This window comes from Sphingomonas sp. 8AM (assembly GCF_902506455.1).
GTDB lineage: Bacteria > Pseudomonadota > Alphaproteobacteria > Sphingomonadales > Sphingomonadaceae > Sphingomonas.
In genome coordinates this window covers 2,204,474-2,228,344 of sequence record NZ_LR733844.1, presented here as the reverse complement: position 1 = coordinate 2,228,344, position 23,871 = coordinate 2,204,474, and the positions used below count along the sequence as shown (strand labels likewise).

The 23,871-nt window shown below is 67.5% G+C and carries 18 protein-coding genes; 4 read left to right on the top strand and 14 right to left on the bottom strand.

Features of this window, described 5'->3' with window-relative positions:
• Positions 1 to 463: 463 nt before the first annotated feature.
• From BACI71_RS10370 to BACI71_RS10345, 6 genes are all read right to left on the bottom strand, one after another.
• Complete coding sequence (locus BACI71_RS10370) at positions 464 to 1,378, bottom strand: replication initiator protein A (RefSeq protein WP_236552940.1); 915 nt, start codon at positions 1,376 to 1,378, stop codon at positions 464 to 466.
• Between the two features lie 394 nt (positions 1,379 to 1,772).
• Positions 1,773 to 2,123, bottom strand: a complete 351-nt coding sequence (locus tag BACI71_RS10365) for a DUF3147 family protein (protein WP_159758349.1) — start codon at positions 2,121 to 2,123, stop codon at positions 1,773 to 1,775.
• Positions 2,124 to 3,725: 1,602 nt separating this feature from the next.
• The gene (locus BACI71_RS10360; protein ID WP_159758347.1) at positions 3,726 to 4,316 is read right to left on the bottom strand and encodes a hypothetical protein; all 591 of its coding nucleotides are present in this window, start codon (positions 4,314 to 4,316) and stop codon (positions 3,726 to 3,728) included.
• Positions 4,317 to 4,393: 77 nt separating this feature from the next.
• Positions 4,394 to 4,582, bottom strand: coding sequence for a YbdD/YjiX family protein (locus BACI71_RS10355; RefSeq protein ID WP_159758345.1), 189 nt, complete (start codon positions 4,580 to 4,582; stop codon positions 4,394 to 4,396).
• Entirely contained in the window at positions 4,566 to 6,650 is a 2,085-nt protein-coding gene (locus BACI71_RS10350; protein ID WP_159761092.1) for a carbon starvation CstA family protein, read from the bottom strand. The genes BACI71_RS10355 and BACI71_RS10350 overlap by 17 nt, the downstream gene beginning before the upstream one ends.
• A gap of 438 nt (positions 6,651 to 7,088) precedes the next feature.
• Positions 7,089 to 8,150: an NAD(P)-dependent alcohol dehydrogenase gene (locus BACI71_RS10345; RefSeq protein WP_159758343.1), complete on the bottom strand. Its 1,062-nt coding sequence runs from the start codon at positions 8,148 to 8,150 to the stop codon at positions 7,089 to 7,091.
• A gap of 406 nt (positions 8,151 to 8,556) precedes the next feature.
• Between BACI71_RS10345 and BACI71_RS10340 the strand changes: the two genes are divergently transcribed.
• The 3 genes from BACI71_RS10340 to BACI71_RS10330 are packed head-to-tail and all read left to right on the top strand — an operon-like array spanning position 8,557 to position 13,705.
• A complete protein-coding gene (locus tag BACI71_RS10340; protein WP_159758341.1) occupies positions 8,557 to 11,406 on the top strand; it encodes a TonB-dependent receptor in 2,850 nt (949 codons plus the stop codon).
• A gap of 59 nt (positions 11,407 to 11,465) precedes the next feature.
• Complete coding sequence (locus BACI71_RS10335; RefSeq protein WP_159758339.1) at positions 11,466 to 12,182, top strand: DUF6445 family protein; 717 nt, start codon at positions 11,466 to 11,468, stop codon at positions 12,180 to 12,182.
• Positions 12,179 to 13,705, top strand: coding sequence for a tryptophan halogenase family protein (locus BACI71_RS10330; RefSeq protein ID WP_159758337.1), 1,527 nt, complete (start codon positions 12,179 to 12,181; stop codon positions 13,703 to 13,705). Before BACI71_RS10335 ends, BACI71_RS10330 begins: the two co-directional genes overlap by 4 nt.
• 39 nt (positions 13,706 to 13,744) lie before the next feature.
• On the opposite strand, the gene BACI71_RS10325 is transcribed toward BACI71_RS10330, so the two are convergent.
• The 8 genes from BACI71_RS10325 to BACI71_RS10290 form a co-directional block, all read right to left on the bottom strand.
• The gene (locus tag BACI71_RS10325; protein WP_159758335.1) at positions 13,745 to 13,918 is read right to left on the bottom strand and encodes a hypothetical protein; all 174 of its coding nucleotides are present in this window, start codon (positions 13,916 to 13,918) and stop codon (positions 13,745 to 13,747) included.
• A gap of 425 nt (positions 13,919 to 14,343) precedes the next feature.
• On the bottom strand, positions 14,344 to 14,625 hold the full coding sequence (locus BACI71_RS10320; protein WP_159758333.1) for a hypothetical protein: 282 nt from the start codon (positions 14,623 to 14,625) through the stop codon (positions 14,344 to 14,346).
• Positions 14,626 to 14,650: 25 nt separating this feature from the next.
• On the bottom strand, positions 14,651 to 14,794 hold the full coding sequence (locus BACI71_RS10315; protein ID WP_201297351.1) for a hypothetical protein: 144 nt from the start codon (positions 14,792 to 14,794) through the stop codon (positions 14,651 to 14,653).
• Between the two features lie 57 nt (positions 14,795 to 14,851).
• Positions 14,852 to 15,835, bottom strand: a complete 984-nt coding sequence (locus tag BACI71_RS10310; protein ID WP_159758331.1) for a 2OG-Fe(II) oxygenase — start codon at positions 15,833 to 15,835, stop codon at positions 14,852 to 14,854.
• 73 nt (positions 15,836 to 15,908) lie between these two features.
• Positions 15,909 to 19,175: a TonB-dependent receptor domain-containing protein gene (locus BACI71_RS10305; protein WP_159758329.1), complete on the bottom strand. Its 3,267-nt coding sequence runs from the start codon at positions 19,173 to 19,175 to the stop codon at positions 15,909 to 15,911.
• Between the two features lie 328 nt (positions 19,176 to 19,503).
• Positions 19,504 to 19,683 (bottom strand): hypothetical protein, encoded by a 180-nt coding sequence (locus BACI71_RS10300; protein ID WP_028964939.1) that lies wholly within the window; start codon positions 19,681 to 19,683, stop codon positions 19,504 to 19,506.
• Positions 19,684 to 19,686: 3 nt separating this feature from the next.
• On the bottom strand, positions 19,687 to 20,742 hold the full coding sequence (locus tag BACI71_RS10295; RefSeq protein ID WP_201297350.1) for a sialidase family protein: 1,056 nt from the start codon (positions 20,740 to 20,742) through the stop codon (positions 19,687 to 19,689).
• Positions 20,743 to 20,903: 161 nt separating this feature from the next.
• Entirely contained in the window at positions 20,904 to 21,263 is a 360-nt protein-coding gene (locus BACI71_RS10290; protein WP_159758327.1) for a hypothetical protein, read from the bottom strand.
• A gap of 205 nt (positions 21,264 to 21,468) precedes the next feature.
• On the opposite strand from BACI71_RS10290, the gene BACI71_RS10285 reads away from it, so the two are divergent.
• Entirely contained in the window at positions 21,469 to 23,568 is a 2,100-nt protein-coding gene (locus tag BACI71_RS10285) for a TonB-dependent siderophore receptor (RefSeq protein WP_159758325.1), read from the top strand.
• Positions 23,569 to 23,871 lie beyond the last annotated feature (303 nt).

Below are 23,871 nucleotides of genomic sequence, written 5' to 3'. Positions count from 1 at the left end.
ATATAGCAATCTCGGGTGCCCGGCCTTCGTGCCGGGCATTCGTTTATGTGCTCACAGCCATTTTCCCCATCGGCGGTGCGACCGCGCATCCGCCTCCTCCTCGTCTTTGTGGCGGGCGGTCCTGATGTAGGAAAGCGCGAATATTCGTGCTTTCGGGCGGGAAACCCGACGAATGCTCGTGCTTTCGGGCGGGAAACCACTGGCGCCGCGGACCGGATCGCGCCCCCCGGACCGGCGATCGTTCGTGCTTTCGGGCGGAAAACGCCCCCGCAACGCCTGGATCATGCCGGCGAAGGTCGCGAATCACCTGGCGCGCGGCGCGATCGGGGTGCCGAAGCCGCGAAATCGGGTGGCAGAGGCGGGGAAAACGCTGTCGGGCGCGCACTCGTGCTTTGGCGCGGGAAACCGCCGGACGGTTCGTGCTTTCGGGCGGGAAACCCCTCCCCTGCCCTGACCGGCCGGGTCAGTCGGCGTCGGGGGCGCCCAGCGCGCCGCGCGCCGGCGCCGGCGGGCCGACGAATTGCAGCTTCTCGTCATGCGTGATCGTGACCATCGTCGTCAGCCGCGGGCGCCCGCCGTTCGGGCCCGGTTCCTTGTGGTCGGTCAGCGCAAGCAGATATTCGGGGATCGACTGGTTGCGGACCACCTCGCGCAGCGTGCGGCGGAAATTCTCCAGCGAGCGCGGCTCGAGCGAGCACCCCACCCTGCCCGCCAGCTCGACCGCGTCGATCTCGAAACGCGCACCGTCGACGCAATTGAACTTCGCCAGCTCGTACAAGCGCCGCTCGATCGGGCCGAGCTTGAAGAAATCGTCGTGATAGGCCGCAATGCGGCGATCGGTGAGGATCGCGCGGTGCAGCCAGTCGCACAGCATCACCTCGATATGCTTCACGCGGCGTTCGCCGTTGGGAAGCTTGATATATTTGATGTCGGCCTTGAGCAGCCACGAGAAAGCGCTGTCCGATCCCTCCCCGCCCGTCTCGATATTGGTGATGATCTGCGTGCCCTGCAGCCGCGACAGCGACGCCTTGAGCGCACTGTACGAGCGCGCCGAGGCGTTGGTGCCGGTCATCCGGAACAGGTCGTTGGCGGTGAAGCTGAGCGTGCGGTCGACCGTCTCCCCGGCCTCGAGCCGCCCGACCATGATGCTGGCGATATAGAGCAGGATTTCCTTGTCGTAGATCGTCGCGACCCCGGTCTTGCTGGGGTTGATCTCGATCCGCGCCGCCGCGCTCTCGAAGGTCATCGGCTCCATCTGCGCGCGCTTGGTGAGCGCGAAAAACGGAAACTCGGCGACGGTGCGCTCGCCCTGGATGTCGCCGAGCAACGGGCTGTCGAGCCGGAACAGATCGCCCTGCGGCGGGATGACCTTCGTCACGCGCGCGGCCCCCGGCGCGAGCGTTCGTGCTTTCGGGCGGAAAACCCCTGCCCGGCCGTGCCGGACGTCGCGGGCCATGGCGTGCGCATAACGCGGATTTACCGGCCGGCGGGCGGACGTGTCAAACGCGGACGCGCCCGACGTGGACGCGAACCGATGTTGGCGAAGGTAGCGCAAAGAGCAGGTGCGCATCTTGCATGTCGACACGTCGGAATGTCGGCGGATCGACGTGTCCAGCGGGCCTTTTTGTCGGCTGCCGGGTTGAGGTGAAAATACGCTGCCGTCTATGGCTGTCTACACGCAGACGCGTCGACAGCGCGTCTCCGTCGGCGCGAGCCCCGAAACCACGCACGACATCCCCACATGTCGACACAACGCCATGTCGACACGTCGATCAGAACGGCAGGCCGAAGCGCGGCCCCAGCCAGGTCATCGCGGCGTAGAGCGCGATCGTCAGCGCACACCCCGCCGCCAGCGCCGGCCAGAAGCCGCTGCCGTGGCGGAGCAGCGCCGGGATCAGCAGGAACATCGGCAGCGACGGCAGCACGTACCAGAAGGTCGCGCCGGCATGCGCGGCCATGTTCGCTGCGTCGGGCTTTTCATGCCACAGCCACATCATCCCGAGCACCGACACCAGCGGCAGCGACGCAACCAGCGCACCGATGCCGGGATAGCGCTTCGCCAGCGTCGAGGCGGCGGCGATGAGCAACCCGGACACGACGGCCTTGAGCAGGAACGGGACCATGCTCGTTTTGTAGATCGGCGTGGGCCACGGAGGGAAGGGGGCGTGCCGGCATGTCGGCATGTCGACAGGTAGAGGGGCGATCCTTCGGGCCGAAGCCGCCATCGTGAGGGCGCCGTGCGGCGGGAGGGTCGCCGAAGCGCGGCGATATACGTTCGTTGCGCTGGCTATGGTGGTCTTCAGCCCTGTCTACATGCCGACATGCCGACAGGGACGATGATGGCTACGTGCAGCGAGGCACTCTACGACCGCGGCAAGCGCCCTCGCTTGCTTCGCGACCCGGGGAGATGACGCGTATGTCGGCATGTCGAGCCGTCGACATCATCCATCCCCGACGTCGCAGAAAGCAACGGTTACTATCTTTGTCGAGATGTCGACACGCACCATCGTCGACAGGTCGCCGCGTCGATGCCACCACGCGTCATGGCAACCCGGCGCAGGTCGGGAACGCAGTGACGGCGGGCGGCAAGGGAGGGCGCCGATCGACATTCAGGGTCATCGCGAACGATCGGCCTGATACTTTGAGCGACAGCCTTCCAAACTGCCGTCCCGAACGTGAACAGGAGTCTCGCCTCTTGGGCAACCGCGGCAAAAGCGGGATCCCGGATCAAGTCCGGGATGACGCAAGCGGGTGGGTGCCCGGTCAATATCGTTCGGGTCCAGATACGTCGACTGTTCGAGGTGTAGGGGTGTCGACATCCGCCGGACAGCGGACGGGCAGGAGCCTTCGAGGAAGGGAGAGCGACCTGCCGGACGCTGATCGATCGGTCGGCGCCTGTGGAAGCCTGACGCAGATGGTTCGCGCGGAGGCGCAGAGGACGCGGAAGTGTTGCGCGTGCGGCTCCCGCACCGGTCCCCTCATGCCGGTGCTAGGACGGGTGTGCCCGGCGACGTTCGAACACACCTCCGCGCCTCGGCGTGAACCATTCTTCTGCCCGGATGCCGACGGTCGTTCGGCGCTGCGGACGCATACCGACGCGCGCGTAGGGGCAGGGCAGGGCAGGGAAGGGCAGGGAAGGGGGGAGGGAGAGCTGCCGTCGTACCGGCATGTCGAGGCGTCGGCGTGCCGGGGTGTCGGGGTGTCGAGGTGTAGACGGGAACCATCGGCCGGCTCTCCTCCACATCGTTCCAGCACCACGTCGTTGCGAGCGTAGCGAAGCAATCCAGCGCCGGACCACGACGCCCTGGATTGCTTCGCTACGCTCGCAGTGACGATTGGCAGAAGGCAGGAAGTCGAGGTGTCGGATTGTCGACATGAACCACTGGTTAGAGGAAGGGCAGGAGACACATGGAACGTGCGGGCGACCTGCTGGAAGATGATCGACCGGTCAGCGCTGAGGGACCAACTTGAGCGGGATTATTCGCGCGGAGCCACAGGGAGCGCGGAGATGTTACGCTCGCCGCTTCCGGCCCTTCCCCTCACGCAATCGCGAGGCCAGACGCGCGATGCCTCCGGCGGACACCCCTTTGCGCCTCCGCGCCGCCGCGTGAACCCCTTCTTCTGCCAGACGCGCGATGTGTGTCGACAGATCGACGCGTCGACCCAGAACCGAGCCACGCACGCCTCTCCCACATGTCGTCATGTCGACAATCCAGCACGCAGCGTCAGTTTCGTCTGGTGTAAAGCGTAAATCCGTCCGGCCCGAATGCGGCGGTGATAATCTCCAGCCCCGCCGCCGCGAGCGGGGTGCGCAGCTGGTCGCCCTGAAGCTGCTGCATTGCGACGTTGACGTTGTCGGAAGTGGCGCCGTGCGCGAACGGCCCGTGGATCTCGCACAACGTCGTCGCGCACCGCACCCGCAGTTGTTCGCGGTCGAGATAGGGGATCTTGCCCAGCCCGCCGTCGATCGCCCGTTGCATCCGCGCGGCCGCCGCGGGATCGACCGGCTCGGCGCGCAGGCGACGATACAGCGCTTTCGGCTCGAACGCCGGGTCGAGGAACGCGCCCCGCACCGCATCGTCCTCCGGAACGTGCGCGGGCGCGCTGTCCGGCGTCGCCGCGGGCGTCGGCAGGGCAGGGGCCGTGGTCGCCCGTGCGCCCGCGGGCGGCGCCGGTGTGACACCCGTCGGCGCCGCGACCACCTTCACGCCATCAGCCGGCAGGGGCGGGGTTTCCACACCGAGCCGCCCGAGCAGCCAGCCGGCCACCAGCAATGCCGCCCCGCCGATCAACCCCGATACGATGTTCCGCCGCATCCCCGCTCCCCCGTCCAACGCCCCCCGACGAGCCTAGAACGGCATGACCATACTGCAAGCCACCGCACCGGACCGGGTCAGCAACACCGCGGTGGTGCGCCCTTGCCCGTGCCGTAGCGGCGCTCGATCCGGTCGCGGTGGAAAGCGGCGCGGCTCAGCACCGGCTCGTCGGGGTGGTGCGCGGCGCGGTGTGCGCAATAGGCGTCGTAATCGGGGACGCCGACCATCAGCCGCGCGGTCTGCACCGCCCTAGACCAGTATGACATGCTCACCCTCCGTCTCCTGCGCGGTCGGCTGGTCGCTGGCGAGCGCACGCCGCGCGACCGCGACGCCGTAGCCGACGATCGCCAGCACCAGCACGACGAAGAACGCGCACACCGCGGCGTCGACGCGGTCGTTGAAGACGATCCGCGCCATGTCGGCGGGGGCCTTGGCGGGGGCGAGCAGCCGGCCCTCCGCCAGCGCCTGCGCGAACTTGTCGGCGTGCGACAGGAAGCCGATGCGCGGATCGGGGTGGAACAGCTTCTGCCAGCCGGCGGTCAGCGTGCAGATCAGCAGCCAGATCGTCGGCGCGATCGTCACCCATGCATAACGCTGCCGCTTCATGCGGAACAGGATCACCGTCGCGAGCACCAGCGCGATCGCGGCGAGCATCTGGTTGGAGATGCCGAACAGCGGCCACAGCGTGTTGATCCCGCCGAGCGGATCGGTGACGCCCTGATACAGGAACCAGCCCCATGCGCCGACCGCCAGCGCGGTCGCGATCAGGTTCGGCGCCAGTTTCTCGGTCGCGCGCATCGCCGGGATTACGCTGCCGAGCAGATCCTGGATCATGAAGCGCGCCACGCGCGTGCCGGCATCGACGGTGGTGAGGATGAACAGCGCCTCGAACAGGATCGCGAAATGGTACCAGAAGGCCATCAGCGCCGGCCCGCCGATCACGCGGCTGAGGATATGCGCCATCCCCACCGCCAGCGTCGGCGCGCCGCCCGCGCGGCTGAGGATCGTGCCCTCGCCGACGTCGCGCGCGATCTGCGCCAGCGCCTCGGGCTGGATCCGGAAGCCCCATTGGCCGATCGCCTGCGCGGCGCTGGCGACATCGGTGCCGATCAGCGCGGCGGGGGCGTTCATCGCGAAATAGACCGCCGGGTCGAGCACGCACGCCGCGATCAGCGCCATCACCGCGACGAAGCTCTCGGTCAGCATCGCGCCATAGCCGATGAAGCGCAGGTCGCTTTCGGTGGCGATCATCTTCGGCGTGGTGCCGCTGGCGATCAGCGCGTGGAAGCCCGACACCGCGCCGCACGCGATCGTGATGAACAGGAACGGGAACAGCGCCCCCGCGAATGCCGGGCCGGTGCCGTCGATGAAGTGCGTCACCGCCGGCATCTGCAGCGTGGGCCGGACGATCAGGATGCCGAGCGCGAGCCCGGCGATCACCCCGATCTTGAGGAAGGTCGACAGGTAATCGCGCGGCGCGAGCAGCAGCCACACCGGCACCACCGAGGCGATGAAGCCATAGGCCATCAGCGCGAGCGCGAGTGTCGGCCCGGTCAGCGTGAACAGCGGCGCGAGGGCAGGGGAGGCGGCGACATGCTGCCCGCCCATGATCGCCGCCATCAGCAGCACGAAGCCGATCCCCGACATCTCCGCGATCCGGCCGGGGCGCAGGAAGCGACCGTACAGCCCCATGAACAGCGCGATCGGGATCGTCGCGGCGACGGTGAACGTCCCCCACGGACTGTCGGCGAGCGCCTTGACGACGACCAGCGCCAGCACCGCGAGCAGGATGACCATGATCGCGAGCACCCCGACCAGCGCGATCGTGCCGGGGACGCGCCCCATCTCGGTGCGGATCATGTCGCCCAGCGAGCGGGCGTCGCGGCGCGTCGAGCAGAACAGGATCAGGAAATCCTGCACCGCGCCGGCGAACACCACCCCGACCAGCAGCCAGAGCGTTCCGGGCAGATAGCCCATCTGCGCCGCGAGCACCGGCCCGACCAGCGGCCCCGCGCCGGCGATCGCGGCGAAATGATGCCCGAACAGCACGTTGCGATCGGTCGGGACGAAGTCGAGCCCGTCGGCGCGGCGCACCGCGGGCGTCGCGCGCGCCGGATCGACGCGTGCGACGCGGGTGGCGATGAACAGGGCGTAGAAGCGGTACGCAACGAGATAGGTGCAGAGCGCGGCGGTCACGATCCACAGCGCGTTGACCGGCTCGCCGCGGTGGAGCGCGACGACGCCCAGCGCGCCCGCACCGAGCAGCGTCACCGCGCCCCACAACAGCCATTCGCGCGCGGTCTGCGGGGTGAGCCGTTGCTGCGTCGCCGCCATCCCCGCTGCCATGTCGATCCTCTCGCCTGTGTTGTCGGCGAGCATCGCATCCCGGCACGCGGCGCGCCAGTGCGCTTTCGTGCCGGGGCCGATCGCCATGCGGGTTCGGCACGCCGGGCGTCGGAAGAAGGTTTGATTCACGCGGAGGCGCGGAGGACGCGGAGGTGTAGCGCGTGGGGCACGCGTCATCCTGTCACGCCGGATCGTGAGCGGACAGGCAGCGGAGAGGCGAGCACAACATCGTTGCGTCTTCCGCGCCTCCGCGTGGATACCCCTTTTCCTTCCGCTTTCGCATGAGCCTGAATCCGGCGACTGCCGTGAAAGCGGGAGCCCGGATCAGGTCCGGGAAGACGAACGAGGGCGGGTGCCCGGCGAATGTCGCTTGGCCCCAGGTCGACGTGTCGACATCGCGACACGTCGACCCGTCGACCCGTCAACTTATTTGTCGAGTGTCGCCATGTCGATGACGAAGCGGTACTTCACATCGCTCCGCTGCATCCGGTCATAGCCCTGCTCGATGTCCTTCATCGCCAGCAGCTCGATATCGGCGGTCAGCCCGTGGTCGTGGCAGAAGTCGAGCATCTCCTGCGTCTCGGCGATCCCGCCGATCAGCGAGCCGGCGATCGCGCGACGCTTGAAGACCAGCGCGCCGACCGAGGGCGAGGGGTGCGGCTCCTCGGGAACGCCGACCAATGTCATCGTGCCGTCGCGCTTGAGCAGCATCAGCAACGGGTCGAGGCTGTGGCTCGCCGCGACGGTGTTGAGGATGAAGTCGAAGGTGCCGGTGTGCGCGGCCATTGCCTCCTCGTCCTTCGAGACGATCAGGTCGGTCGCGCCGAGCCGCTTGGCATCGTCGCGCTTGTTCGGCGAGGTCGAGAAGACGTACACCTCCGCACCCATCGCCGCGGCGATCTTGACGCCCATATGCCCGAGCCCGCCGAGCCCGACGATCCCGACCTTCTGGCCCGGTCCGACCTTCCAGTGCCGGAGCGGCGAATAGGTGGTGATGCCCGCGCACAGCAGCGGCGCAACCGCGGCGAGATCCTGCTCGTCATGGCCGATCCGCAGCACGAAGCCCTGCCTGACGACGATCCGGTCCGAATAGCCGCCGAACGTATGCCCGCCCAGCACCGGGTCCGGGCCGTTATAGGTGCCGACGAAGCCGGTGGTCTCGCAATATTGCTCCTCGCCCTCGTGGCACGACGCGCACTGCCCGCAGCTGTCGACCATGCAGCCGACCCCGACCACGTCGCCGACCGCGAACCTGGTGACGTCGGCGCCGACCGCGCTGACGCGCCCGACGATCTCGTGCCCGGGGACGCACGGATAGAGCGTGCCGCCCCATTCGCCGCGCGCGGTGTGAAGGTCGGAGTGGCAGACGCCGCAGAAGAGAATGTCGATCGCGACATCGTCGGGCTGGCAGTCGCGGCGCTCGAAAGTGAAGGGGGCGAGCGGCGCGTCGGCGGACGGCGCGGCATAGCCGTGGGCGGTGGTGGTCATGCAAACCCTCGTGGAGATGTAAGTAACACGGCTTCAGCGCCGTAACGGCGCGACCGTCGAGGCTCAACGATCGAGCGGCGGTGGAGTGCCGTGGCGCGAGATGCCCCGCCGGTCGTGGCCGACGGTCGGGCGAGCAGGGTGCTTGTCTCCCGCCGGACAAGGGAACCCAACCTCAAGCGGGCACATCAAGTATTTGAAATTAAAACGAAAGGTCTGACAAACGCAGCGACGAAGGTTCTACCGTTACAATCAGAAAAATCGTGCATTTCCTTTGATATTCAAACGCTTGCTATAAAAACCTAGCCGAGGATAAAATCTTATAAAATATATTTGTCTGGCAATTGGAATTGTGCGAAGCAGCCTAGGTTAGCCGCAACAATGCGGTAGCATGCTGAGGAGGGGATATATGCGGAAGCTGGAAGCGCGCTGGCTGATCGGTGCATCGATGGTGGCGATCGCCACTGGCGGGTCGAGTGGCGTGGCGGGTGCACAGACGAACGCCGCCCCGACCGGGCAAAGCGGCAGCATCCGCGTCGAACAGGGTAGCAATCCCGATCGTCCCACCGGTGCGCTGAACGCCGCGCAGGTCGCGCAACAGGATCAGAACGAGCAGGATATCGTCGTCACCGGCGTCCGTGAGTCGCTGCGGTCGGCACAGGCGCTGAAGCGCAACGCCAGCCAGATCCTCGACTCGGTGCAGGCGCAGGACATCGGCAAGCTGCCCGACGCCAACACCACCGAAGCACTGCAACGCATCACCGGTGTCCAGATCCAGCGTCGCTACGGCGAGGGCGCGACCGACTTCGATCACCGCACGTCGCCGGCGATCACCGTTCGCGGGCTCACCCAGGTCCAGAACTTCCTCGATGGCCGCGCGGTCTATTCGGCGTCGGGCGGTCGCGCCTTCGATCTGGAAGGCATCCCGCCCGAGCTGCTTGCCGGGATCGACGTCTACAAGAACGCGCCCGCCAATATCATCGAGGGCGGTGTCGGGGCCGCGGTGAACCTGCGCACGCGCCTGCCGTTCGACCAGCCCGGCCAGACGATCAGCGGCACCGTCCGCGGCAATTACTACGACCGGGTCGACAAGTTCGGCTATTCGGCGTCGGGGCTGTACAGCAACCGCTTTGACACCGGGATCGGCGAGATCGGCATCCTCGCCAATGCGGTCTATTCGACCAGCGCCTATCGCCAGGATGGCATCCTCGCCAACCCGCAGAACCCGATCCCGGCCGGGTCGATCGCCGGCGCGCCCGCCAATGCCAGGGCGCCGATGGGGATGCAGGTCTACGACGATCTCGGCGATCGCCGCCGGCTGGGCATCGCCGCCGCGATCCAGTGGCAAGCGGCGGACAATCTGCTGGTCACCGGCCAGTATCAGCTCGCCAAATACTGGTTCAACCGCCGCGGCGCCTATTATTACACCGTCAACGGCGGCGCGGAGTCCAACCCGCTGCCCGGGTCGGCCTTCACGTTCAACAAGGACGGCTATGCGACGTCGGGATCGCTGCAGCAGCAGAATTTCGAGACCGGGCGCTTCGACCAGCAATTGTGGAGCCAGAGCCAGAATTTCACGCTCGGCGCCGACTGGCAGGCGACCGACCGCGCGAAGGTCCATTTCGACGTCCAGTATCTGAAGAGCTATTACAACGCCGATCGCAACGGGCACGTGCTGACGCTGTTCACCGCCACGGGCCAGAACACGCCGACCGGATCGCCGCACCCGTCGATCATCGACTTCGACCTGCGCGGCAGCCGTCCGCGGTGGGACGTGCGCGACAAGGCGCTGCTGACCAATCCCGCCAATTACGCGACGCCGTTCATCGCCGACGCGCTGCAACGCAACAACGCCGATACGCTCGCGCTCGCCTATGACATCGATTATGATCTCGAGGGCGGCTTCCTCCAGAAGCTGCGTGGCGGGGCGCGCTATTCGGACAATTCGATCGACCTGCGCGGCACGTGGAACGGCGTCGGGCTGAGCGCTGCCGGGCCGGGCGTCGATGCCCCGGACGGCACGGCGCTGATCCCGCTGACCCGCAACCCGCAGCTGGCGATGCCGGCGCCATCGCCGCACTTCTTCGACGGCAAGAGCGTGACCGGCGGCCTGCTCTATCCGGCGCTGCCCGGCGGCGGGGGCGTGACCGGCGACGTCTGGGCGCAGACCAAGGCGCTGTATGCGCTGTTCGGCGCCAAGACCAAGGACGCCTTCACCCCCGGCGACCTCAACGCGCAGACCGAAAAGACCTACACCGTCTGGGGCTCGACGGATTATGCGTTCGCGGCAGGCGGCATCCGCTTCGACGGCAACGCGGGCGTGCGGTTGGTCAAGACCGACCTCACCTCGTTCGGGACGCAGTTCAATTCCAACGGCACCACCTCGCCGCTGGCGATCGACAAGAGCTACACCCGCGCATTGCCCAGCGTGAACCTGCGCGCGCGGCTGACCGAGGAGTTCCAGATGCGCTTCGCCTATTCAAAGGGGCTGGCGCGACCGAACTTCGACCAATTGTCGACCAATCTTACGCTCAACAATGCGAACCAGGTCAATCCGATCACCGGCCGCCCCAGCGCCAGCTCCGGCAATCCACGCCTCAACCCGATCGAGTCCAACAACTTCGATCTGACCGCCGAATGGTATTTCGCGCCGGCCGGATCGCTGACCGGCGGGCTGTTCTACAAGAAGGTCGACGGATTCCTGGCGAGCGGTACGCTGGTCCAGACGTTCCAGGGCCGCGCCTATGACGTCAGCACCGTGCTCAATTCGGGCAAGGGCACCGTCAAGGGCGCCGAGATCGGCTATCAGCAGTTCCTCGACTTCCTGCCCGGTCTGTTCAGCGGGTTCGGGGTGCAGGCCAATTACACCTATGTCGACTCGAACGTCACCGATCCGTTCGCGGTCGCCGGGTCGGGCATGTCGGCGCAGCTGCCGCTCGAAAAATTGTCGAAGCATAATTACAACCTGATCGGGCTGTACGAGAAGGGGCCGCTGACCGCGCGGCTCGCGTATAACTGGCGGTCGAGCTATCTCGACCAGACGTTCGGGGCGGGCACCAACCAGCCGCAATATGCCAAGCCCTACGCGTCGCTCGACGCCTCAGTCAGCGTCAACCTCAACACCCATGTCGCGATCTCGGCGGATGCGGTGAACCTGACCAATCGCATGAACGTCACCTACATCGGCACGATCGGTCAGCCGCTGCAATATCAGCTCAACGATCGTCGCTTCGGCCTGTCGTTGCGCGCGACCTATTGATGACCCCTGCTGGCCTCTGCTGATAGGGAGAGGCCAGCATTGTTCCAGGGGAGGGGTCGGTGACGATTGGGCATGATCTGGCGTTCGCCCCGGGTGCGACGCTCACCGTCCTTCACGTCGGCGCCGAGCGCGAGCCGGTGCTGGTCATCGACTGCGCGACCGGGCAGGTCGACGCGCTGCGTGCCTTCGCCGCCGGTCAGGCCGCCTTCGCGCCGGCGGCGAGCGTCGGGAGCGGCTATCCCGGCCTGCTGGGCACTGCGCCGGTCGCCTATATTGACGCGATGGTGCGCGGGATCCTGCCGCTGATCGCGACGCATTTCACCGGCCACCCGGTCCGTCCGGCGCGCGCGCGGGGCAATTTTTCGCTGGTCACCACCGCACCGGACGCGCTGACCGCCGAGCAGCGCGTGCCGCATGTCGACACCGCCGACCGGCTGCAATTCGCGACCGTCCACTTCCTGTCGCCGGGCAATCGCGACGGCACCGCCTTCTTCCGGCATCGCGCGACCGGGTTCGAGACGCTCGATGCCGCACGGCTGCCCACCTATCAGGCGGCACGGGCAGACGATCCGGCCCCGCCGTCCCGCTATTGCACCGGTGCGGACGACGGGTTCGAGGCGATCGAGATCGTCCCCGCCTTGCCCGACCGCCTGATCCTCTACCGTGCCGCGCTGCTCCATTCGGGGTGGATCACGACACTCCCCGCGCAGGCGGCGGACCCGCGCCACGGCCGGCTGACCGGCAATCTGTTCCTGCAATGCCGGGGTGCGCCATGACCGACAACACACCGCTGCGGCATATCGCGATCGTGGGTGGCGGCACCGCCGGCTGGATGGCGGCCGCCGCGCTCGCGCGGGTGCTGGGCCCGCACGGCCCGGCGATCACGCTGGTCGAGTCCGAGGAGATCGGCACGGTCGGCGTCGGCGAGGCGACGATCCCGCCGATCCAGACGTTCAACGCGCTGCTCGGCATCGACGAAGCCGAGTTCGTCCGCGCGACGCAGGGCACGTTCAAGCTTGGCATCGAATTCGTCGACTGGCTGCGGCCCGGGCATCGCTATTTCCATCCGTTCGGCGTCTATGGCATCGACAAGGGCGCGGTGCCGTTCGAGGCGATGTGGCAACGGCTGCGGCAGGCGGGGGAGGCGCTGCCGCTGGAGGCCTATTCGATTTGCGCGGCAGCGGCGCACGCCGGACGGTTCATGCCGCCACAGCCGGGCAACACACCGCTCGCGCATATCGGCTATGCCTTCCATTTCGACGCCGCGCTCTATGCGCACTTCCTGCGCCGCCATGCAGAGGCGGCGGGGGTCGTCCGGCGCGAGGGGCGGGTCGTCGAGGTGATCCGCGACGACCGTCCCGACCGGATCGCCGCCATCCTGCTGAAGGACGGCACGCGGATTGAGGCGGATCTGTTCGTGGACTGCTCCGGGTTCCGCGGGCTGCTGATCGCCGACACGCTGGGCGCGAGCTTCGAGGATTGGAGCCAGTGGCTCCCGAACGATCGCGCCGTCGCGGTCCCGACCGCCAACACGGCGCCGCCCGCGCCCTACACGCGCTCGACCGCGCGCGCGGCCGGCTGGCAATGGCGCATCCCGTTGCAGCATCGTGTCGGCAACGGCCATGTCTATGCCAGCCGGCATCTCTCCGACGACGAGGCGACCGCGACCCTGCTCGCGAACCTCGACGGCGAAATGCTCGCCGCGCCGCGCCAGCTGCGCTTCCGCACCGGGCGGCTCGACCGTTTCTGGGTCGGCAATTGCGTTGCCCTCGGGTTGGCAAGCGGGTTCATGGAGCCGCTGGAATCGACCAGCATCCACCTGATCCAGGCCGGGATCGCGCGGCTGCTCGAGATGCTGCCGACCCGCGCCTTCGAGCCGGCGGATACGCGCCGCTACAACCGTTTGATGGCGGCGGAGTTCGAGAGCATTCGCGACTTCCTGATCCTGCATTTCCACGCGACCGAACGGCGCGACACCGCCTATTGGCGCGAGTTGGCGACGATGCCGATCCCGGACTCCTTGTCCGAACGGCTGGCGATCCATGCGCGGACCGGGCGCGTCTACCGCGAGGCGGACGAGCTGTTCACGAAGACGAGCTGGCTCGCGGTGATGGACGGGCAAGGGCTGGTGGCGGACGGCTATGATCCGCTGGCGGCGGGGATGCCGATCGACGAGGTCCGCGCGCGGCTGCAACGGATCGCCACCGTCACCCAGGCTGCGATCGGGCATATGCCGGCACATGTCGACTTCATCGCACGGCATTGCGCGGCGGCACCGCCGGCGCGGCCGCTCCGATAGCAGGAGCGACCGTGCGATCGCGAAGGCGTCGCCTGTGGCTCAGCTGGCGGCCTTCCCGACCTGCACCTCCGCCCGTGCCGCCTCGTGGAGGATGGTCGCGGTATCGGCGGAGAGGCGGCGGACCGCGCTGGCGATCTCGTCGAGCGTGGCGCTCGCCGCCGCCTGATAGTCGGGCCAGCGCGCCGCATTGTCGCCGTTGCTCCAGTGGAGCACGTACTTGCGCAGCGGCGTTCACGTCGTCGACCGCGACGAGCACCGCCATGATCCGCGGGTCATGATGTCCGCCGCCGATGTTCGCGCCCAGCGCCGATTTGATGAACCAGCGGTAATTGTAGAACGCTTTCGTCAGCCGCCATCGGAAGCCGGCGAGCGTCGGGACATTGGTCGCGGCGGCGGGAGATCGCAGCAACGCCTGCTTGTCCGCAATGATCCCGAGGATCACGGCCGTGCTGGCCGTCAAACGCTCCGTCTTCGTCTGCTTCATCGCCCCCTCCAATGGGGGACAAGTACCGTGCTTTACTTAGCGACTTGCAAACACCGGCCGTGATATATTGTTGACCTGGATCATATATCGTCAACGTTGGTGGAGCGTCGAGGCTTGCCGCGATCCGGCTCTTCGTGGCGGACGGCCGCCGGGATCAGCCGTGATCCGACCCCGGCGCCGTCGCGCTGCGCTCCACTTCGACGATCTCGAACCGGTGGTCGCGCCAGCCACGCTGCCGGGCGGCGTCGGCGAGCGGGGCACGCTTGCGATTCGCCTCGGCGAGCGACGCGGTGTGGCCCCAGAACACCTCGGTCCTGCCGTTGGCGAGCGTGGCGACGATCCGCCAGTAATGCGTGAACGGCTGGGCGGTCGGCCCGATCGTCTTGACATAGCCGTCGGGCAGCCGCGCGGTCAGATAGTGGCGTCGTTTCGCCAAGTTGCGGGCCGAACCGGCAGGGCGCTCAATGCCCGTAGGTCTTGATGCCGCGGCGGCGCAGTTTTTCCCGGCGACGCCTGCGCGCGATCACGATGCCGGTCGGCACCGCGACGATCACCAGCACGCCGATGATCGCATAGGCAACCAGTTCGCGGGAAAGCTCGATCATGCGCTTTCCTGTGGCACGGAAGAGCGCCGCTGTCACGCCGTTCGGGTTTGTCGGCGATCAAGCCGGCGCGACGGGCGGGGCCCAGGCATCGAGCGCACGCGCGCGGATCCAGCGCGTCGCCAGCCATTTTGCGCCGCTGCGCACCGGCAGCCCGGCGTGGCGGGTGGCCGGATCGGGACGACCGTCGGCGAGCGTGTTGAAGAACAGCAGCGCATCGCCGCCGCGCGGCGTGACCGTGATCGCGGGGGCAGGGAAGTGCGTCTCGCCGCCCGCGAACCCGCCGTTGAGATAGACGAGCATCGTCGCGACGCGCTGGTTGCCGGCGCCGTGGATCGTGTCGAGATGCGGGCGATATTCCTGCCCGGGGCGATAGCGCAGCACGGTCAGCGCCTCGCCCTGGTCGATCGCGGTGCCGCTCGCCGCCGCGATCCGGGCGTTGATCGCGCGCACCACGAGGTCTTCGTGGACCGGACCGATCGCGGCGGCGTCGGAAGTGCGGATCGGGTGCGCGACCAGCCGTCCGGTCGCCGGGTCGATGATCTGCGCCGGCGCCAGCATCGCGCCCGCGACCCCCGCGACATGCGCGCATTCCGCCGCGGTGAGGAAGCCGGGGAAATGCACGATCCGCGGCGTGGTTGCGAGCGGCGTCCCGCGCGGTGCGGACGCCGGCCGGCCCTCGGCATCGACCGCCATCGCCGCGACCAGCGCCAGCTGCGCCGCCGCGACCGCATCGCCGCGCGCCGCGGTCCGGAGCAGCGTGAGCGCCGACGGCCAGTCGGGCGCACCGCCGCTGCCGTTCGCGGTGAGCGCGACCTCCATCAGCGCGGCATCGACATGCCCGATTTCGACCGCGCGGCGCAGCAGATCACGCGCGCGCGGCAGGTCGCGCGGAACGGGCGTGCCGCGCAGGTGCCAGACCGCCAGCAGCATCGCCGCCTCCGCATCGCCGGCCGCCGCGCCGTCCGCCAGCAACGTCACCGCCGTGTCGACCTGTCCCGTCGCCGCCAGTTGCTCGGCCCGGGCGGTCCGCGTGTCGGGCATTGCGGTGATCTCCTCGAACGAAAAAGGGGCCGGACAGCGCCGACCCCTTTCCCTTTATCATCAACCAGCCGGATCAGAAGCGGGCGGTGATGCCTGCGTAGAAGAAGCGACCACGGTTGTCGTAGATCCCCGAGCCGAGACCGATGCCGGTCAGGCCATAGGGCGGGTTGACGTCGCCGACGTTGTTGACACCGCCATAGAAGTCGACCTTGTCGTTGACCTCGATGTTGAAGTTGATGTCGTTGTAGGTGACCGCCGGATACTTCCTGATCGGCGCATAATCGGTGTTCTGCGCCGGCTGGCCGTTGACGGCGTTATAGTCTTCCCAGGTGTTCAGGTACATGCTGTCGATCCAGCGCAGCGTGTGCCCGATGCGGACCGGCCCGAACGTCAGGTTCGACAGGATGTTGAAGCGATCCGACGGCAGGCCCAGCTCGTCGGTTTCGACGTTGCGGAAGTTCGGCCGCGCCGGATCGGTGAAGCGGTCGAGCTGGATCATGTGGTTCCACACGCCGCGCAGGTTGGCGCGCACGAACCCGAAATCGCGGTTGTAGACGATCTCGGTATCGATGCCGCGCGTGCGCAGCTGTGCGTAGTTCTGCGGAACGTCGCGATACGATGCCTCGAGGATCTGGAACGGTGCTTCGCCAGCCGGGCCGCCGTTGGCGCCCGCCCGCTGGAACAGCGCGCAGAACTGGTTGTCGAGCGTCGGCGAGTCATAGCAGGCGTCGAGCGCCTGCTGGACGGTCGGCCCGGTGATGACGTCCTTCACCTTGATGTCGTAATAATCGACCGACACCGACAGGCCCGGCAGGAAGGTCGGCTGGAACACGCCGCCTAGCGTCAGCGAGTTCGACGTCTCGGCCTTCAGGTCCGGGTTACCGCCGCTGCGGATTTCCAGCGACTGCGTGTAGACGAAGTCATAACCCGCCGGTGCGCCGGCCGCGGCGCAATTGGCTGCCCGCGTCGCCGAACCGGTGCCGATGTTGCGCGCCGAGCACGGATCGTTCGGGGCAGGGGTGTAATTCTGCCCGAGCGGCGCGCCGGTCTCGCCAAGGTACGGCGCCCGCACCGCGCGCGAATAACCGCCGCGCAGCAGCAGGTCCTGCACCGGACGCCATTCGAGGCGACCGTCCCAGGCGTAAACGGTGCCCGCGCCGCCCTTGTAGTCGGCGACACGGCCGGCGCCGCTGAGACGCAGTTCCTTGAACAGGAACACGTCCTTGAGCAGCGGGATCGACAGCTCGCCATAGGCTTCCTTCACCTCGAACGCCGGGGCGCGGAAGCTGGGGATCGCATTGTAGAAATTGTAGCCGGCCTGCGTCAGCGGATCGAGATCGTAGCTCAGCGTCTCGCGGCGATATTCGCCGCCGACCGAGAAGCCGACCGGGCCGCCGGGCAGCTCGAACAGCTGGCTCAGGTCACCCGCGACGAAGCCGTTGACGACGAACTGCGTCGCCTTGCCGGTCGCGGTGGTCGGCGACACCAGATAGTTGCGCGCGGCCTCGCTGGCCGACCCCTGACCGAACGGGTTGAGCGGGACGCAGGCCGCGATGTCAGAGGCCAGCTGCGCCGGGTTTCCGCCGATGTCGCTGCCGGCATAGGCCGGATCGACCTGCGAACGGCAGACGATCTGCCCGGCGGCGTTCACGGTCGAATCCTGCGCGAGCAGGAACCGCTGCGTGTTCACGTTGCCGGTGATAACGCTGTTTTCCTTGTGCTGGCCGTAATTGGCCGACACTTCGTAGTTCCAGTCGTCGTTGAACGTGCCGCGCACGCCGACGACGGCGCGGAACGTGTCGCGCTGCAGCCGCTCGTCACGCGTGCCGAGATCGACCCAGTTGCGTCGCGACGAGAAGCGGTAGGTGCCCGCCGCGACCTGCGCCAGCGCCGCAGCCTGGTTGGCGGCGGCCTGTTCGGCGGTGTTGTTGTCGTTCTTGAACGCCGCGCCGGTGTTCGGGTTCACGCCCGAGTTGATCGCGGCGACCAGCTGCTGCGAGATCGTGCCGCGCGCGGCGGCCGACAGGAACGGATTGTCGAGCCGGACGCCCTCGCGGTTGATCGAGGTCGGGTTAAGCTGCCCGTCCTCGTCATACGAGCCGTTGTTGTACGAGCGGTCGTAGGTGCCCGCGAAGCCGCTGCCCGCGATCCCGTCACCCAGCGTGCTGCCCTGCGAGAAGAACGGCCCGCTCTGCGACCCGAACGCCTCGGTGCGGACGTACTTGGCCTCGATGAACGGCTCGAACGCCGGCGTGACCTCGAAATGGCCGAGGACGTTGACGACGTAGCGGGTCGTATCGGGCGACAGGACGAGCAGCTTGCCGTCACGCCCGGTCGCGCCGTTGCCGCCGACGAAGCTGCCATTCGGGCCGAGCCCGACACGCTGGCCGGTCTGCGCGGCGAGGCTGCCGTCGGGCTGGAACAGATAGGCGCAGGTGAACGCCGAGCCGACCGCGTCCGAGCCGCAGCCGGGCGCGCCGTTGCCGTAGCGGAAGCCGAGCTGGCCGCCGAGCCCGATCGTGGTGCTGCGGATGTCGCGGTAGAATTTGCGGTCGAACACACCGTCCGACGGCGCGCTGGCCGGGTCGGTGTCGACGACGACGAAGCCGTCGTTCTGGCGCAGGTTGCGGCGGCCTGCGGCGTAATAGTCCTGCTGGTGCGCATATTCGGCGTTGATCGCGATATTGCCGCGGCCCTCGGCGAAATTCTTGCCCGCGAGCAGCGAGACGATCTGGTTGCCCGCGTCGCCCTTGTCGCTGATCCCGCCCTGTGCGCGGATCTGCGCGCCTTCATAGTCGCGCTTGAGCACGAAGTTGACGACGCCCGCGATCGCGTCCGACCCGTACACCGACGACACGCCGCCGGTCAGGATGTCGACGCGCTCGATCAGGTCGGTCGGCATCGTGTTGATGTCGACGGCATTGCCGTTGTTGATGATGTCGGCGGTGACGTGGCGGCGGCCGTTGACCAGCACCAGCGTGCGCGCGCGATCGAGGTTGCGCAGCTCGAGGAAGTTGAGCCCGCGCGTGCCGAGACCCGAGGTCGAATTCTGCGAGCCCAGCGACGGCCGCAGCTGCGGCAGCTGGTTGAGCGCGTCACCGATCGAGATGCGCCCGGTCTGCAGGATCTCCTGCGGGGTGATCGTCGTGATCGGGATCGCCGAATCCTCGTTCGGACGGCGGATGCGCGAACCGGTGACGACGACTTCGCCGACGTCTTCACCAGCGGCTTCGGGCCGGGCGGAGAGCGCACCGGTCTCGGTCTGGGCGCTGACGACGGTCGGAATGGCGGTGAAAGCGCCGATGATCGCCGTGGCGCAAAGGTAACGCGACAACTTCATGGATTTAACCCCTTTTTCATATGGGGTTCATGAAGACCGCTGTGTGGGGCAGTGACAAGCCGCGAGCGCGCTTCTGCCGAATTGTAATAATTCTTTCTTAACGAACAGTCACATAAAAGTCACGCTTCCGATTGGGCCGATTCAATGCCCATCATCCTCATTTCGCAGATAGTTACAAAAGGTACCTCGCTTGGCTTATGGGATTACCCTCCCAAACGCCGCTGCGCAGCAAAGTTGCTAAAATGGCACTTTGCAACATTGCGAAAGTTTGACGTAATATCCTGATGCGTCGACGACATATTTCGCCACTCGTTGCGCTGCCGTTATCTCATCGCAACTTTGCGATCGACAGCCCGTCTTCCTTGGCGCGGTCTTTCACCGATTCCTCGCTACGCGTCAGCGCCTTGGCGATCGCCTTCAGCGCCATGCCCTTCTTGGCGAGCTGGTGGAGCTTCTGGATCTCGTCGGGGCGCCACGGCTGGCGGTGGCGTTCGAAGCGTTCGGCCATGACTTACCTCAATTGGCGGGGATCGAGCACGACGTGGCGGATACGCGTGCGGTTCCACGTATAGGTAATGTGGATGCGCCCGTCATGCGACTGGATCACCGCCGGATAGGCGTAACCGTCCTTGATCCGGCGGCTTTCCAGCGTCAGCACCGCGCGCCAGTGCACCCCGTCGTCGGACAGCGCGACGTTCAGCGGCCAGCGTGGACCGTCGCCGGGGGTCGCGGGATCGTGCGCGGCGTGATTGTAGACGATCAGCTGCCGCCCGTCGGCGAGCGTCACCGCATCGGTGCCGGCATTGGGGTTGGGGAGCGCGAGCGCGGCGAGCGGCGACCAGCTCCGCCCGCCGTCGCGCGAGCGGCTGGTCGCGACCACCCCCTGCCGCGTCCGCGCGACCAGCGCGAGCGTGCCGCCCTTCAGCGTCAGCACGCTCGGCTGGATCGCCTCCAGCCCGACCGACGACGCGATTTCGGCGCCGGCGCTCCATGTCCGGCCGCGGTCGGTGGAGCGTTCCATGCGCAGGAACCAGCGGTTGTGCTCGGGCGTGCCGATCTCGCGGCTGAACGGCGACAGCCACGTCCCGTCGGCGAGCACGACCGGCTTGTTCTTGATCGGGCCGAGCACGCCGTCGGGCAACCGCACCGGCGTGCTCCAGTGGCGGCCACCGTCCTCGGAGGTGATGACCATCCCCCACCAGTCGCGCGGGTTGGGGCCCACCTTGTAGAACAGCTGGAGCGGTTGCCCGGGCGGCTGGAACAGCACCGGGTTCCACGTCGGGTACCCGGCATCGCGCGCGACCGCGACCGGGGTCTCCCAGCCCTTCGCCCCACGCCGCGCGAACCAGATCGCGACATCGGCGCGCCCTTCGCCCGACCCGCCGAACCACGCCGCGGCGATCGTGGCGTCGGGCAGTTCGACGATCGTCGAGGCATGCGCCTGCGGATAGGGCGGGGCGGGGTCGATGACCTCGGACGTCAGGATCGCTGATGGCGCGGCACCGACGAGCCCGGGCAGCATCGGCGCCGCGAGCAGCAGCCGGCGGGTGAGGGAGGGCAGGGGCATCGCGCGCCCGCTTAGCGCAGCCGGGCGGAGGGGGCTAATCTGTATCGCGCAAGACATTCCCGATCTTCGTCGCCCCGGACTTGATCCGGGGCCCCGCTGCTTTTTCTCGCGGGCCGGGCAAGGAAGCGGGATCCCGGATCAGGTCCGGGATGACGGCAGACTTACGCCGCCAGCCAGCGCTGCGCGTCGGCGGGGTCGAGGAACGTGCGGCAATTGGCGCCGACCAGATAGCGTTCGGTCTGCAGCTTCGCGAGATTGTTCGCGACCACCGCCGCGATCGGCAGCGAGGTGACCTTGAGCGCGCGCGGCATCATCGCCGCGAGCGCGTCGACGACCTGCGGCGGCTGGATCGCGCCGGCGCGCAGGTCGGCGAGCACCACGAACGGCCCGTGCCGCAGCCGGAGCGCGGTGCCGCGCGCGAGCAATTCGGCGATAAAGGCGGCGGTGACACCGGGAGTCCAGAACCCCTCGGTCACGATATGCAGCGTGCGCGCCGCGGCGTCATATTGGATCGTGTACATCGGGCGGCGGCCTTGTCGTCAGTCCGCGCCACGTACCATGCGATTGTCGATGAACGATTAATCATGCTCCAGCGCCGGGGACGGCACGCGCAAGGCAGCGCGCGGGACGCTGGCGGACCCGCATGCCTTTAGCGGGCTAAAGCTTCCGTTCGTCGCGCACCCAAAATCGATACGCTACCGAAACGATCTGATATCGGAGGTGCGTATGATCCTTGTTCGTTGGCTGGCCCTGCCGGGCCTCGTTCTCGCCCAGCCCGTCGTCGCGCAGGCCGCACCCGACAGCGCGAGCGGCGCGGGCGAGCGGCCGCCCACCGACATCGTCGTCAACGGCCATGCCGACCACGAGCGGGCGGCGGGCGGGGCGCTCGGCGCGCGCGCGATCATCGACACGCCGTTCTCGATCACCGCCGTCACCGCGGACGAGATCGCCGACCGGCAGGTGAAATCGCTCGCGCGCGTGTTCAGCCAGGATGCGTCGGTCGTCGCCAACGGCGATACCTATACCTTCAACAGCTATTCGCAGACGGTGCGCGGCATCCCGCTCGACGATTACAATTCCTACCGGATCAACGGCGACCCGTTCTACATGACGACGGTAGAACTGCCGCTGGAATCGTTCGAGACGGTGCAGCTGCTCAAGGGCGCGTCGGGCTTTCTGTACGGGTTCAACGCCCCGGGCGGGCTGATCGACTATCGCACCAAGCGTTCGACGCCCGAGGCGTTCGCCAACGCGGACGTCGGCTATTCGTCGGACACGATCGTGTCGCAGCATGTCGACCTCGGCGGGCCGCTCGGCGCGGGGGTCGGCTATCGCCTCAACGCGACGCACGAACAGGGCGAGACGTACAGCGGGTCGCACGTGCTGCGCTATTCGGCGTCGCTGGGACTCGACGCGCATCTGACCGACACGCTGTTGTGGACCGGCGACGTGATCTATCAGGACCGGCGCATCCGCGGCGGCACGCAGGATTTCTATATCTCCAACCCCGACGCCTACGGCGCGGACCGCCTGCCGCGGCCGGTCAGCGGGCGGACCAACCTGGCTGCCTATCCCGACCTGTTCTTCAACAGCCACGTTTTCTACGGCGCGACCGGGCTGCGCTGGTCGCCGTCGCCGAACTGGACGGTGCGCGCCGATTACAGCAACAGCCTCGACTGGCGGAGCTACAAATCGGAGTGGATGTCGCTGACCAGTCCGGCCGGCGATTACCAGCCGTTGCTGTCGACCAACCCGCGTTCGTGGTCGCGCTACAATCAGGTCCAGCTCGACGTCGAGGGGCGGTTCGCGACCGGCGCGGTGCAGCATCAGCTGACGTTCGGCGGCACCTGGCAGGGGCTCGACAAATATCTGCCGCTCAACCGCGTCAGCACGCTGGTCGGCCACGAGAACCTCTACGCCCCGGTCGTGCCGATCGCCTATCCGACCACGTTCACGGGCGGCGTCTACCACAATTACCAGTCGACGCAGCGTGGCGCGTTCGCCAGCGACACGCTGACGCTGGGCAAGGTGGCGCTGATCGCGGGCGCGCGGGTCACGCGCTTCAGCGAGGATCAGCTGGGCAAGACCGGCACGCGCACGAATTACACGAAAACACCTGTCACCCCGGTCGCGGCGCTGCTCTATCATCCGTGGGCGGCCGCGACGCTGTACGTCAGCTATGTGCAGGCGCTGGAGAGCGGGACCACGGTGCCCGACACCTATGCCAATGCGCGCGAGACGCTGCCGCCGGTGCGGTCGGAGCAGCTCGAGGCCGGCATCAAGCTCGAACGCGCGCGCTGGTCGCTCTCGGCGGCCGCCTACCGGATCGCGCGTGGCGCGCAATATGCCAATGCCGCCAACGTCTATGTCTCGGACGGCGAGCAGCGGTACGAGGGGATCGAGGCGGATGCCCGCGTCGCGCTGCCGCTCGGGCTGAGCATCACCGACAGCATCGCGATCGAGCGCGCCGCCTATCGCAAGACCGACCCGCTGGTGCAGGGCAAGGCGGTCGAGGGCGTGCCGGGCCTGAAGGATACCGTCCAGCTGACCGAGCAGCCGGTCGCGCTGCCCGCGCTCAGGGCGACGCTCGAGGCGCAGCATGGCACCAGCCTGTGGGGCAATGACGTCAACACGTTCCGTGTGCCGGCGGTGACGCTGGTCAATGCGCGCGTGAGCTATGTGGTCGATGCCGGTGGCACGCCGGTGACGCTGCGCGCCGAGGTCGACAATCTCGCCGACCGCGCGAGCTGGGGTTTTCTGAGCTCCGGCTATGTCTTCATCCAGCCGCCGCGCACCGTGCTGCTCAACGCGAGCGTGCGGATCTAGGTCGGATCGACATTCAGCGTAGCCAGATCATGGCGGCGGCGAGATGTACGAAGCCGGTGAAGTGGACGGTGCGGCGATCATAACGTGTGGCGAAGCGGCGGAAGTGTTTGAGGCGGCCGAATCCCGCTGTCCTGCTCGCGCAGCACCGCGATGATCTGCTCCTCGCTGAACCTGCTCTTCTTCACATCCGTCTCCTCACGAAGGCGGACTCTAGCTCAAACTGGCGGAGTTTCAGGGGAGCACGTCAGGAGCGGCGTGGCGTCTTCAACTGCCCGCCCCGATCAGGACGGGTGCGCAATCGTG